The following is a 12,489-nucleotide window of genomic DNA, read 5'->3' as shown; positions in this document are numbered from 1 at the left end:
CCTTCACCCAGGCCTTAGTTCAGTTCAATGGCGAAATAATCACGCGCATTGTTGAAGCAAATATTTCTGACCATTTCACCCAACAGCTGGATATCTGCCGGCGCTTCACCTGCAGCAACCCAACGGCCAATCATCTGGCACAGGATGCGACGGAAGTATTCATGGCGCGTGTATGACAGGAAGCTACGGCTATCGGTCAGCATGCCGACGAAACGGCTCAGCAGACCGAGCTGGGCCAGTTGCGTCATCTGACGTTCCATACCGTCTTTCTGATCGTTGAACCACCAGCCGGAACCGAACTGCATCTTGCCCGGCATACCTTCGCCCTGGAAGTTGCCGATCATGGTGCCCAGCACTTCGTTATCGCGCGGGTTCAAACAGTAGAGAATAGTTTTCGGCAGCAGGTTCTGTTCGTTCTGCTTGCTCAGCAGTTTGGACAGCTCTTCGGCCATCGGGCGATCGTTGATGGAGTCGAAGCCGACATCCGCGCCCAACAGTTTGAACTGACGCAGGTTGTTATTACGCAGTGCGCCGATATGGTACTGCTGTACCCATTCACGACGCGCGTATTCCGCACCGAGGAACACCAGCACCGCGGTTTTAAACTGGGCAACTTCATGCTCGCTCAGCGTTTCACCCGCCAGGCGGCGTGCCAGAATGCTATCCAGTTCAGATTCGTTAGATTCAGCAAACAGCACCACGTCCAGCGCGTGGTCAGAGACTTTACAGCCGTGAGCCGCAAAGTGATCCAGACGTTTGGTCAGTGCAGCTTGCAGGTCGCTGAAGCGGCGGATATCCGTGTCAGACACCTCACCGAGCTTCGCCATATAGTCGTTAAAGGTCGCCTGCTCAATGTTAAAGGCTTTATCCGGACGCCAGCTCGGCAGCACTTTCACATCAAAGCTTCCGTCTTTAGCAACGGCCGCGTGATGCTCCAGAGAGTCGATCGGGTCATCGGTAGTACCAACCATTTTCACATTCATCTGCTGCATGATGCCGCGCGCGGAGAATTTGTCCTGCGCCAGCAGTTCGTTGCACTGGTTCCAGATTTCGTCAGCCGTTGCCGGAGACAGCAGCTTACCTGTAATACCAAACGGGCGACGTAATTCGAGGTGGGTCCAATGGTACAGCGGGTTACCGATTGTGTGCGGAACCGTGGCGGCCCAGGCGTCAAACTTCTCGCGATCGGACGCATCGCCGGTACACAGGCGCTCAGCGACGCCGTTAGTACGCATCGCACGCCACTTGTAGTGGTCACCCTTCAGCCAGATGTCATACAGGTTATTAAAACGGTAGTTTTCCGCGATTTGTTGCGGTGGCAAATGACAGTGGTAGTCGAAGATTGGCTGGTCTTTGGCGTAATCATGATACAGACGGCGGGCAAATTCGGTGTCCAACAGGAAATCTTCAGTCATAAACGGGGTCATTATCGTCTTCCTCTCAGCGAGTGCGTCAGATTGCTTATGTTTTGATGTTGACAAAGTTATCACACCAATTTCCATACACTGAAGATATTTTCGTGAGTTAGATCAACAAATGGCGACAAAAAAATTACTCTCAAAGAGGTAAACCTCGCGCCAAGCCGCACCAGCACTGGCTTTGCTGAATCGAAATAATGACCACACGAAGATTCACACTTTTGTGATGGCACTCACCTTTTAAAGCTGTATGACAAGTTATCTTTTTGCCGTCGCGATACATAAGCCGACGGAATGCAAATTACCGATGTATCACCATCGGATTAACCGGTACGGAAACCGAATTAGCACAAATATTGACATGGCAGAGTTCGGGGAGTACCGGCTTTTTTTTCGGTTACCCCCTCGTAAAAGAACATCCTCCTCCCTGAACTGGAAGATGACCGCTCGTTCGCGGACATAACAAAACGATGAGGTTTTACATGCGTAAAATTAAAGGGTTACGTTGGTACATGATCGCACTGGTGACGCTTGGCACCGTGCTGGGTTATCTGACACGTAACACTGTGGCGGCAGCTGCGCCAACTCTGATGGAAGAGTTACACATCTCCACCCAACAGTATTCCTATATCATCGCAGCGTATTCTGCTGCTTACACCGTAATGCAACCCGTTGCCGGCTACGTGCTCGATGTGCTCGGCACAAAAATTGGTTACGCGATGTTCGCCGTTCTGTGGGCCGTCTTCTGTGGCGCGACCGCACTGGCTGGTAGCTGGGGTGGACTGGCGCTGGCGCGAGGTGCAGTCGGTGCCGCTGAAGCTGCGATGATCCCTGCGGGTCTGAAAGCCAGTTCTGAATGGTTCCCGGCAAAAGAACGTTCAATCGCCGTGGGTTATTTTAACGTCGGTTCCTCTATCGGCGCGATGATTGCTCCGCCGCTGGTCGTCTGGGCTATCGTCATGCACAGCTGGCAGATGGCATTCATTATTTCCGGTGCCCTGAGCTTCATCTGGGCCATGTGCTGGTTGGTATTTTACAAACACCCACGCGACCAGAAAAAACTGTCTGATGAAGAACGTGATTACATTCTGAATGGTCAGGAATCACAGCATAAAAACAGCACCGCCAAGAAAATGTCTCTCGGTCAGATCCTGCGTAACCGCCAGTTCTGGGGCATCGCGCTGCCGCGTTTCCTGGCAGAGCCGGCCTGGGGTACCTTCAACGCCTGGATCCCGCTGTTCATGTTTAAAGTCTACGGCTTTAACCTGAAAGAGATTGCGATGTTTGCCTGGATGCCGATGCTGTTTGCTGACCTGGGTTGTATCGTAGGGGGTTACTTACCGCCGCTGTTCCAGCGCTGGTTCGGCGTTAACCTGATCGTTTCCCGTAAAATGGTCGTCACCATGGGCGCATTGCTGATGATTGGCCCAGGGATGATCGGTCTGTTCACCAGCCCGTACATTGCTATCGCCCTGCTGTGCGTCGGCGGCTTTGCTCACCAGGCGCTGTCCGGTGCGCTGATCACGCTCTCTTCTGACGTATTTGGTCGTAATGAAGTGGCAACCGCGAACGGTCTGACCGGTATGTCCGCATGGCTTGCAAGTACGCTGTTTGCGCTGGTCGTTGGCGCGCTGGCTGACACCATCGGCTTCAGCCCGCTGTTCGCCGTACTGGCGGTATTCGACCTGCTCGGCGCGTTAGTCATCTGGACGGTATTGCAGAACAAATCGGCCAGCGAGGTAGAGTCAGCTTCGCAAACTGGCGATCCCGCTGCGCAAAGTTAACCAGACACGATTTAACAAGGTTATGTAATGCTAAGCCGCCAGTCATCTGGCGGCTTTTTTATCGCCGCGAGTGGAGCCGTAATCGCAAAAGTGGTATAACAAATAGAGTCTGCCGTATCATGCCTGGAGCGCATATGGAAATCACCGAACCACGACGTTTGTACCAACAACTTGCCGCTGATCTGAAAGAACGCATTGAGCAGGGTGTCTACCTGGTGGGTGACAAACTCCCCGCCGAGCGCTTTATCGCCGATGAAAAAAATGTCAGCCGCACCGTGGTTCGTGAAGCGATTATCATGCTCGAGGTTGAGGGCTACGTTGAAGTGCGTAAAGGATCGGGGATCCACGTCATTTCAAACCAACCCAAACACTATGTCGCGCCAGATGAAAGTCTGGAGTTCGCCAGCTACGGTCCGTTTGAGCTGCTCCAGGCTCGCCAGCTCATAGAAAGCAACATTGCTGAGTTTGCCGCCACCCAGGTGACCAAACAGGACATCATGAAACTGATGGAAATTCAGGAGAAGTCGCGTAACGAAAAAAGCTTTCGTGACTCCGAGTGGGATCTCCTGTTCCATGTGCAGGTCGCGCTGGCAACACAGAACTCTGCCCTGGCCGCGATTGTTGAAAAAATGTGGACTCAGCGTATTCACAACCCCTACTGGAAGAAGCTGCACGACCACATCGACCTGCGCACGATAGATAACTGGTGCGACGACCATGACCAGATCCTGCGGGCGCTGATTCGCAAAGATCCACACGCCGCCAAACTGGCGATGTGGCAGCATCTTGAGAACACAAAGCAGATGCTGTTTAACGAAACCAGCGATGATTTTGAATTCAACGCAGACCGTTATCTTTTTACCGATAATCCCGTCATTCATCTCGATACGGCAGCTAACGGCGCAAAATAAACAATCTTAACGATGCAGGCGCGACAAAGCGCCTGTTTCTGACACTTGGTAAGCATTAGGTATAAAGTGTCAGCCTGTGTAAATCCTCTCGCCTCCCTCCATTGCGATAAGCAAAATCACAGGACAACACCCGTAATTTCTATAACGGACTACGTTGACCTTTGTTACAATTAGTTGTTATTTGAATTTTTGTGTTTGAGAGCTTGCTTACTTCACAACTTTACAGGGAATAGTTCAGGCCGTGAATTTGTGTCAGACCGCGATCCATGTAAAAAACACCAATAAAATTGCGGCGTTACAAACTCCAGAATACCGGCATGACGACAACCGATTCTCCAGGAATATTGAATGGAACTACTGACTCAATTACTGAATGCTTTATGGGCTCAGGATTTTGAAACGCTGGCCAATCCCTCCATGATTGGCATGCTCTATTTCGTACTGTTTACCATTTTGTTTCTGGAAAACGGACTGCTGCCAGCAGCCTTTTTACCTGGCGACAGTCTACTGGTACTGGTCGGCGTACTTATCGCTAAAGGCGCGATGGGTTTTCCGCAAACTGTACTGCTGCTCACCACCGCGGCCAGCCTGGGTTGCTGGCTCAGCTATATCCAGGGGAGATGGCTGGGAAATACCCGCACCGTTCAAAACTGGCTGTCTCATCTACCCGCGCACTACCATCAGCGCGCACATCATCTGTTCCATAAGCATGGCTTGTCTGCCCTGCTGGTCGGTCGCTTTATCGCGTTTGTCAGAACATTACTGCCGACCATCGCAGGATTGTCCGGTCTGAACAATGCGCGCTTTCAGTTCTTTAACTGGATGAGCGGACTGCTTTGGGTTCTGATTCTCACAACGCTTGGCTATCTGCTGGGCAAAACGCCAGTGTTTCTCAAATATGAAGATCAGCTGATGTCTTGTCTGATGCTGCTTCCCGTGGTGTTACTGGTGTTTGGTCTGGCAGGTTCACTGGTTGTGCTTTGGAAAAAGAAATACGGGAACCGAGGGTAAATTATGCTGAAATCATGCATAACACTCCGACGACTGGCCTGGACGACTACTTTTATGCTGTTTATCGGCGCGCTGCTCCTGACCTGGTCGGTCATCCGCCAGCAGGAGTCAACGCTTGCCATTCGTGCTGTAAACCAGGGAGCCACCATGCCTGATGGCTTCTCTATCTGGCATCACCTGGACGCCAACGGCATTCGCTTTAAAAGCATTACTCCGCAAAATGACGCGCTGCTGATCACCTTTGATTCCAGCGCGCAAAGCGCAGCCGCAAAGGTCGTGCTGGACCGAACGTTACCGCACGGTTTCGTTATTGCTCAGCAGGATGATGATAATCAGGCGGTACAGTGGTTATCCCGCTTACGTGATACCCCGCACCGTTTTGGTTAATCTCCAGGAATCTGAATTAGATCACTCACTTTGGTGATTTCATCATTTAGCGCCTATGATTAATAAACTGGGTTTATGACCCATTGCTTTATTATTCTGGAGCATCGGCCAAAGCCACAAGGTCGAATCACAATGGAAGGTTCAAGAATGAAATACCGCATCGCTTTAGCAATTAGTCTTTTCGCTCTCAGTGCCGGCAGTTACGCCTCCACCCTCTGTCAGGAAAAAGAACAGGATATTCAGCGGGAGATAAGCTATGCCGAAAAGCACAACAATCAAAACCGTATCAATGGTCTGAACAAAGCGCTGAGCGAAGTTCGGGCAAATTGTACTGACAGCAAACTGCGCGCCGACCATCAGAAAAAAATCGCCGAGCAGAAAAATGAGATAGCCGAGCGTCAACGTGATTTGGCCGAGGCGAAGCAAAAAGGCGATGCGGATAAGATAGCCAAGCGCGAACATAAGCTTGCTGAAGCTCAGCAAGAGCTGAAAGAACTCGAGACACGCGATTACTAACTACGGTAACTAGCCACTCAACTGGAGAAAACTATGTCGAAAGATAATGCTACGGAAAACCTGCGCGCTGAGCTGAAATCTCTTGCGGATACGCTTGAAGAAGTACTTAGCTCCTCTGGCGATAAGTCGAAGGAAGAGATGAGTAAAATTCGCAGCAAAGCCGAACATGCGTTACGCGAGAGCCGCCATCGTCTGAGCGAAACCAGCGATGTGATTGCCAAACAGACCCGTGAGGCCGCGGCAAAAGCCGATAACTACGTACGCGAAAACCCATGGACAGGCGTCGGCATTGGCGCTGCAGTCGGTGTGGTGCTTGGTGTACTGCTGTCGCGCCGTTAATAATGGCAGACTCTCAACACGCACAAGGTCCAGGCAAAGGCGTACTGGGTATTGGACAGCGGATCCTGACGATTCTCGTTGAGATCGTAGAGACGCGGCTGCGGCTGGCCGTCGTTGAGCTGGAAGAGGAAAAAGCCAATCTCATCCAGATCCTGCTGATGCTTGGGCTGACCATGCTGTTCGCGGCGTTTGGTCTGATGAGTCTGATGGTGCTTATCATCTGGGCCATAGACCCGCAGTATCGCCTGAACGCCATGATTGCCACCACCGTTGTGCTGTTGCTTTTAGCGCTTATCGGCGGGCTATGGACGCTGAGTAAAGCGCGTAAAACAACGCTGCTACGCCATACGCGCAATGAACTCGCTAACGACAGGCAGGCCCTGGAGGATGATGCATAATGAGCAGTAAAGTCGAACGTCAACAACGTAAGGCGCAACTGCTTGGACAGATCCAGCAGCAAAGGCTGGATCTGTCTGCCACTCGCCGCGACTGGCTTGAAGCCACCGAAGTTTACGATCGTGGCTGGAAGACGCTGCTGAACCTGCGTGGCTGGGTGTTGGTCGGAAGCAGTATTATGGCGGTTCGCACCATCCGTAACCCGAATCTGCTGGTACGCTGGGCTAAACGCGGCTTTAGCGTGTGGAGCATCTGGCGTCTGGTTAAATCGACCATCAGACAACAGCAACTGCGCGGCTGATCACCTCTCCTTCCCCTAACCTCAAATTTTTTGAAAATTTCTGACAGTTTTCCTTGCTAACAATTGTCATTAGCCGCGTTTATGATTCTCTCCATCGACAGTAACGACGCACTCTGCGACGTCGTTGCACAAAAAAAAACAATAAGCCGCCTGAGTGGTTTCCTGGAGAGTATGATGAAGAAATTAGAAGATGTTGGTGTACTGGTAGCGCGCATTCTGATGCCAATCCTGTTTATTACCGCAGGTTGGGGAAAAATCACCGGATATGCGGGTACCCAACAGTACATGGAAGCCATGGGCGTCCCAGGATTTATGTTACCGCTGGTTATCCTGCTTGAGTTTGGCGGCGGTCTGGCCATCCTGTTTGGTTTCCTGACTCGTACTACTGCGCTGTTCACCGCGGGCTTCACGCTGCTGACGGCGTTCCTCTTCCACAGCAACTTTGCGGAAGGTGTGAACTCTCTGATGTTTATGAAAAACCTGACCATCGCAGGCGGCTTCCTGCTGCTGGCTATCACCGGTCCGGGCGCATTCAGCATCGACCGTGTACTGAATAAAAAATGGTAAGCGAGCTATACTAAACGCATCAAAAAGCGAGGAGACATCTCCTCGCTTTTGCTATCTGAGGAGGCGAAAATCATGGGACAACTCATTGACGGCGTATGGCATGACACCTGGTATGACACCAAATCAACCGGGGGAAAATTTCAACGCTCTGCATCAGCTTTCCGTAACTGGCTCACTGCGGATAGCGCACCCGGTCCAACGGGCGAAGGGGGTTTCGCCGCCGAAAAAGACCGCTATCATCTCTACGTTTCTCTGGCCTGTCCGTGGGCGCATCGCACGCTGATCTTGCGTAAACTCAAAGGGCTGGAACCGTTTATTTCCGTTTCCGTTGTGCATCCGCTGATGCTGGAAAACGGCTGGACCTTTGACGATAACTTCCCGGCGGCAACCGGCGATACCCTGTATCAGCACGAATTTCTTTATCAACTCTATTTACACGCCGATCCGCACTACAGCGGTCGGGTGACCGTTCCGGTGCTGTGGGACAAAAAGAACCACACCATTGTCAGCAACGAATCTGCAGATATCATCCGTATGTTTAACACTGCGTTTGATGCGCTGGGCTCGAAAGCCGGGGATTACTATCCACCCGCTCTGCAAACTAAAATCGACGAGCTGAACGGCTGGATTTATGACAACGTCAATAACGGCGTGTATAAAGCCGGATTTGCCACCAGTCAGGAAGCCTACGACGACGCCGTAGAAAAAGTCTTTCAATCTCTGGCGCGACTGGAGCAGATCCTTGGGCAACATCGCTACCTGACCGGGGACCAGTTAACAGAGGCCGATATTCGCCTGTGGACCACGCTGGTGCGCTTTGATCCTGTGTATGTGACGCACTTCAAGTGCGACAAACACCGGATTAGCGACTATCTGAACCTGTACGGTTTCCTGCGCGATATCTACCAGATGCCAGGCATTGCGGAGACCGTTAATTTCGATCACATCCGCAATCACTACTTCCGTAGTCACAAAACCATTAACCCGACCGGCATTATTTCTGTCGGACCGTGGCAGGACCTCAACGAACCCCACGGGCGTGATGACCGTTTTGCCTGATTTACACGGGTCCCCTTTGGGGGCCAAATAATTAATACTGCAAATATTTACCAGCATTCCATTCACGGCTATTCTTAATTTGATTGCTTTAAAAACAAGTAATTGAATACAGAACGAGGCAAAAATGGATTGGTATTTAAACGTATTAAAGAACTACTTTGGTTTTGGGGGCCGCGCGCGTCGTAAAGAATACTGGATGTTTGTGCTGGTCAACATCATCTTTACGTTCGTGCTGGGCATTCTGGACAGAATGCTTGGCTGGGAACGCGCCGGAGGGGAAGGCATATTAACGACGATTTATGGGGTTCTGGTCTTTATCCCGTGGTGGGCGGTGCAGTTCCGGCGTTTACATGACACCGACCGTTCGGCCTGGTGGCTACTGGTGCTGCTGATCCCGATCGTAGGCTGGTTGGTAATCATCATTTTCAACTGTCAAAATGGGACTCAGGGGAGCAACCGCTTCGGCGCTGACCCAAAACAACTGTCCTGATGTAATACACCATCTTGTCGGCCGGATAAGGTGCATTTGCACCACATCCGGCGTAACAGCCCTGCTATTTACCCGCAAACAGCTTGGGAATTTCCCGCAAACACCAGGATTTCGCTTCGCCCATGCTGTCTCGACGCCAGGCCATAATAATATCAATTTCGCTTGTCGATTCCGGGCTAACCACACGCAACCGACCCGCCGCAATGTCCTCTTCCACCAGCGGGTATGGCATCGTCGCCACGCCAAGGCCGGCCAACAGCGCCTGGCGTTTATCTTCTATCGAACTCACCGTCAGACGCGGCTGTTTATCCAGCAGTTGAACCGTCAGCACCGGACGTTCGCGGGCCGTGTCCGCCACCGCGATTCCGCGGTACTTCACGCGGGTGACTTCCGACAACGGTTCCGGCTCCTGATGAATTGGATGATCCGGGGCCGCCACATATACGTTCATCAACGAGTACAGCTTGCGCGAGTTGATTTCCGAAGATGAGCGAAAATGCATATCCGGCGCAATCACGATATCCGCCCGCCCCTGCTCCAGACGCTCCCACGCCCCGGCCAGAACTTCGGTAATAACGGAAAGCTGGGTATTGGCCTTCCCGGCAAGTCTGTCGATCAGCGGGAAAAACGCCGCCGTCGGCACCAGCGCTTCGGTGACGATGGTCAGATGCGTTTCCCAACCGCGAGCCAGCGCTTCGGCATCAGTGGTCAGCTTATCCGCAGCTTCCAGCAGTACACGCCCACGTTCCAGCAGCATACGCCCGACGTTGGTGAATTTTGTGCGATGACCTGAACGGTCGAACAGCACGACGTCCAGCTCTTCCTCCAGCTTCTGCATGGTATAGCTGAGCGCGGAAGGAACGCGCCCCAGTTCGTCCGCTGCGGCGGCAAAGCTGCCACGCCGGTCTATTGCGTCCATGACGCGTAACGCCTCAAGCGTTAAAGCCCTTTCTTTGGCCATCTCGTTCTCATTCAGGAAATTTGAACATACCGGGCAGAATATCTGGCTAACAATGCAGCGTCTAGCCATTTAACATAAAAGGAAGTAAAGAGAGGTCAAGAACTATGATTACTACCCGTACAGCCAAACAATGCGGGCAAGCAGACTACGGCTGGCTGCAGGCCCGTTATACCTTCTCCTTTGGACACTATTTTGATCCTAAACTGCTGGGTTATGCCTCGCTGCGTGTTCTGAACCAGGAAGTTCTGGCACCGGGAGCCTCTTTCCAGCCACGTACCTATCCGAAGGTGGATATCGTCAATCTGATCCTCGAAGGGGAAGCGGAGTATCGCGACAGTGAAGGTAACCATATCCAGGCCAAGGCAGGAGAAGTTTTACTGCTCGCCACACAGCCGGGAATTAGCTACAGCGAACACAATATCAGCAAAGATAAACCGTTAACCCGAATGCAGCTCTGGCTGGATGCCTGCCCGCAGCGCGAAAACGCCTGCGTACAGAAAGCCACGCTGAGTGCCGGTAAGCATCAGTTGCTCGCCTCGCCGGATGGTGAACAAGGCAGCCTGCATCTGCGTCAACAGGTATGGGTGCACCACGTTGAACTGCAACAAGGTGAATCGCTGAGTTTTCAGTTACATGGGCCGCGGGCTTACTTACAGTCGATCCACGGCAGATTCCATGCGGTGACATCTGGCGCCGAAAAGGAAGCGCTCACCTGCGGCGATGGCGCATTTATTCGTGACGAAACTAACATAACGTTAGTCGCCGATACCGCGCTGCGCGCTTTGCTGATAGATTTGCCCGTATAGTCAGGGAAAACAATGGAGTACGACTATTGAGCAAGAAATCATCAAAAAAACGCCAGCCGCAGGTTGAGCCGAAAAAACAGGATACTGTGACCTTCGGCTATGAAGAAATGCTGACAGAGCTGGAAGCGATTGTGGCGGATGCCGAGCTACGGCTGGAAGACGAAGAAGCCGCCTGAAAAGGCGGCTTAGAGTTATGCCGGGGGCGATTCCGCCTTACCCGGCCTACAGATTAATGTGCCTTACTGGCCATAATCTCAATGATCTGCTTGTCGGTTTCCTGCATCGAGCGACACGCCAGCGCACACAGGTTCGTGATAGATTGCTCCACGTTGTGCGCCACAATCCCTTCATTGCCGGTCACAGCGGTGTCATCCAGCGCCATCAGCACCGCTTTCCACGCCGCAGATGCGCTGGTTGAAACTTTCATCGCGCAGCTGTTTGAGGCGCCATCGCAAATCATTCCGCTCACGTCGCCAATCATGCTGCTGATTGCCATCGCGATGGTGTTGTAGCGACCATCAACAATCCACGCCATCCCCGCCGCGGCGCCCATCGCCGCCGTGGTTGCCGCACACAGTGCAGACAAACGCGGAAGCTGATGATGGATGTAGATAGCGCTCAGGTGAGACAACATCAGCGCACGCGCCAGTTTCTCTTCATCCGCACCAAAGTGCTCAGCCACCACCATTACCGGAACGGTCGCGGTAATCCCCTGATTTCCAGAGCCCGAGTTGCTCATTGCCGGAAGCGTCGCCCCGCCCATTCGCGCATCCGATGCCGCACTGGTGCGGATCAGAATAGAGGTGGAGAGATCGTTCGCCAGCAGGCCACGCGCGCACTGCTTCTCAAGCGTGGTTCCGATGTGCAAGCCCCAGTTACCGCGCAGCCCTTCCTGGGACAGCGCACCGTTCAGTTTCGCCGCATCGAGAATAAAGCGGATTGACTCAAACGGTACCGCGTTCACGAACGCCAGAATCTCTTCCAGCGACGTGTGGGACAATACCGCCAGCGGTGACTCCTGCTCCTCTTCCTGAGCGTTCTGTTCTGTCGTGAACACCACGCCCTTATTGGTCTCAATGTGCACAATGTTGGTATGACCACCAACAATCGTCACGCACGCCCATCCTTCAGCGCTATAAACCTTCGCACGGGAGAAAAGAATGTCCTCGCATGGCTCCTGCAGCATCACCGCGACCTTCCCGGCGGTAAGCATCGCTTTCGCATCGGCAATCGCTTGAGGCGAGGCGTCTTTCAGTACCTCTAAACCGGCGTGGGCATTTCCCCCCAGCGCACCCAGTGCCGCCGCGACAGGCAGCCCAACCATTCCGGTACCCGGCACGGTAACGCCCATGCCGTTTTTCATCAGGTTCGGTGAGACCCACGCATCAATGCGTTCAACCGCGCCGTCCAGCTCAGAGGAGGCGACCGCTGCCGCCAGAGCCAGAGAGATAGGTTCCGTGCAGCCCAGCGCAGGCTTAACTTCTTCCTGCACCGCGCGGATAAAACTATCCCATAATGGATTCAATGTAGTCTCAAACATAAC

Annotated in this window: 16 protein-coding genes; 13 read left to right on the top strand and 3 right to left on the bottom strand. The window is 52.8% G+C overall.

Annotated features, from left to right (window positions below):
• Positions 1 to 14 precede the first annotated feature (14 nt).
• Positions 15 to 1,427, bottom strand: coding sequence for a glucuronate isomerase (gene uxaC / locus N0B36_RS16790; protein ID WP_047499643.1), 1,413 nt, complete (start codon positions 1,425 to 1,427; stop codon positions 15 to 17).
• Between the two features lie 473 nt (positions 1,428 to 1,900).
• Between uxaC and N0B36_RS16785 the strand changes: the two genes are divergently transcribed.
• From N0B36_RS16785 to N0B36_RS16735, 11 genes are all read left to right on the top strand, one after another.
• Positions 1,901 to 3,202: an MFS transporter gene (locus N0B36_RS16785; RefSeq protein ID WP_016154616.1), complete on the top strand. Its 1,302-nt coding sequence runs from the start codon at positions 1,901 to 1,903 to the stop codon at positions 3,200 to 3,202.
• 134 nt (positions 3,203 to 3,336) lie between these two features.
• Positions 3,337 to 4,113: a transcriptional regulator ExuR gene (exuR, locus tag N0B36_RS16780; RefSeq protein WP_047499647.1), complete on the top strand. Its 777-nt coding sequence runs from the start codon at positions 3,337 to 3,339 to the stop codon at positions 4,111 to 4,113.
• Positions 4,114 to 4,461: 348 nt separating this feature from the next.
• The gene (yqjA, locus tag N0B36_RS16775; protein WP_003024820.1) at positions 4,462 to 5,124 is read left to right on the top strand and encodes a DedA family general envelope maintenance protein YqjA; all 663 of its coding nucleotides are present in this window, start codon (positions 4,462 to 4,464) and stop codon (positions 5,122 to 5,124) included.
• Positions 5,125 to 5,142: 18 nt separating this feature from the next.
• Complete coding sequence (gene mzrA, locus N0B36_RS16770) at positions 5,143 to 5,511, top strand: EnvZ/OmpR regulon moderator MzrA (RefSeq protein WP_029139667.1); 369 nt, start codon at positions 5,143 to 5,145, stop codon at positions 5,509 to 5,511.
• Positions 5,512 to 5,658: 147 nt separating this feature from the next.
• Positions 5,659 to 6,027 carry a DUF1090 domain-containing protein gene (locus tag N0B36_RS16765; RefSeq protein ID WP_016154619.1) on the top strand — a complete coding sequence of 123 codons (369 nt, stop codon included), beginning with the start codon at positions 5,659 to 5,661 and terminating at the stop codon, positions 6,025 to 6,027.
• A gap of 33 nt (positions 6,028 to 6,060) precedes the next feature.
• Positions 6,061 to 6,366 carry a YqjD family protein gene (locus tag N0B36_RS16760; protein ID WP_003024832.1) on the top strand — a complete coding sequence of 102 codons (306 nt, stop codon included), beginning with the start codon at positions 6,061 to 6,063 and terminating at the stop codon, positions 6,364 to 6,366.
• A 2-nt stretch (positions 6,367 to 6,368) separates the two neighbouring features.
• Positions 6,369 to 6,764 (top strand): phage holin family protein, encoded by a 396-nt coding sequence (locus N0B36_RS16755; protein ID WP_016157537.1) that lies wholly within the window; start codon positions 6,369 to 6,371, stop codon positions 6,762 to 6,764.
• Positions 6,764 to 7,063, top strand: coding sequence for a YqjK-like family protein (locus N0B36_RS16750; RefSeq protein WP_003024845.1), 300 nt, complete (start codon positions 6,764 to 6,766; stop codon positions 7,061 to 7,063). Before N0B36_RS16755 ends, N0B36_RS16750 begins: the two co-directional genes overlap by 1 nt.
• A gap of 174 nt (positions 7,064 to 7,237) precedes the next feature.
• Positions 7,238 to 7,630 carry a DoxX family protein gene (locus N0B36_RS16745; RefSeq protein WP_003024847.1) on the top strand — a complete coding sequence of 131 codons (393 nt, stop codon included), beginning with the start codon at positions 7,238 to 7,240 and terminating at the stop codon, positions 7,628 to 7,630.
• Between the two features lie 72 nt (positions 7,631 to 7,702).
• Complete coding sequence (gene yqjG / locus N0B36_RS16740) at positions 7,703 to 8,689, top strand: glutathionyl-hydroquinone reductase YqjG (protein WP_049283302.1); 987 nt, start codon at positions 7,703 to 7,705, stop codon at positions 8,687 to 8,689.
• 124 nt (positions 8,690 to 8,813) lie between these two features.
• Positions 8,814 to 9,179, top strand: coding sequence for a DUF805 domain-containing protein (locus tag N0B36_RS16735; RefSeq protein ID WP_016154623.1), 366 nt, complete (start codon positions 8,814 to 8,816; stop codon positions 9,177 to 9,179).
• A gap of 64 nt (positions 9,180 to 9,243) precedes the next feature.
• Here the strand turns inward: N0B36_RS16735 and yhaJ are convergent, their stop codons facing one another.
• A complete protein-coding gene (yhaJ, locus tag N0B36_RS16730) occupies positions 9,244 to 10,140 on the bottom strand; it encodes a DNA-binding transcriptional regulator YhaJ (RefSeq protein WP_016154624.1) in 897 nt (298 codons plus the stop codon).
• 104 nt (positions 10,141 to 10,244) lie between these two features.
• Between yhaJ and N0B36_RS16725 the strand changes: the two genes are divergently transcribed.
• Together N0B36_RS16725 and N0B36_RS16720 are read left to right on the top strand one after the other, a co-directional pair.
• Entirely contained in the window at positions 10,245 to 10,946 is a 702-nt protein-coding gene (locus N0B36_RS16725; RefSeq protein ID WP_016157539.1) for a pirin family protein, read from the top strand.
• Between the two features lie 26 nt (positions 10,947 to 10,972).
• On the top strand, positions 10,973 to 11,122 hold the full coding sequence (locus N0B36_RS16720; RefSeq protein ID WP_016157540.1) for a hypothetical protein: 150 nt from the start codon (positions 10,973 to 10,975) through the stop codon (positions 11,120 to 11,122).
• Between the two features lie 53 nt (positions 11,123 to 11,175).
• Here N0B36_RS16720 and N0B36_RS16715 read toward each other — a convergent pair whose 3' ends face one another.
• Positions 11,176 to 12,486: a serine dehydratase subunit alpha family protein gene (locus tag N0B36_RS16715; protein WP_016154627.1), complete on the bottom strand. Its 1,311-nt coding sequence runs from the start codon at positions 12,484 to 12,486 to the stop codon at positions 11,176 to 11,178.
• Positions 12,487 to 12,489 lie beyond the last annotated feature (3 nt).

The organism is Citrobacter sp. XY323, from assembly GCF_025106035.1.
GTDB lineage: Bacteria > Pseudomonadota > Gammaproteobacteria > Enterobacterales > Enterobacteriaceae > Citrobacter > Citrobacter braakii.
The sequence above is the reverse complement of the archived record's forward strand: the minus strand, read 5'-3'. Positions and strand labels throughout refer to the sequence as shown.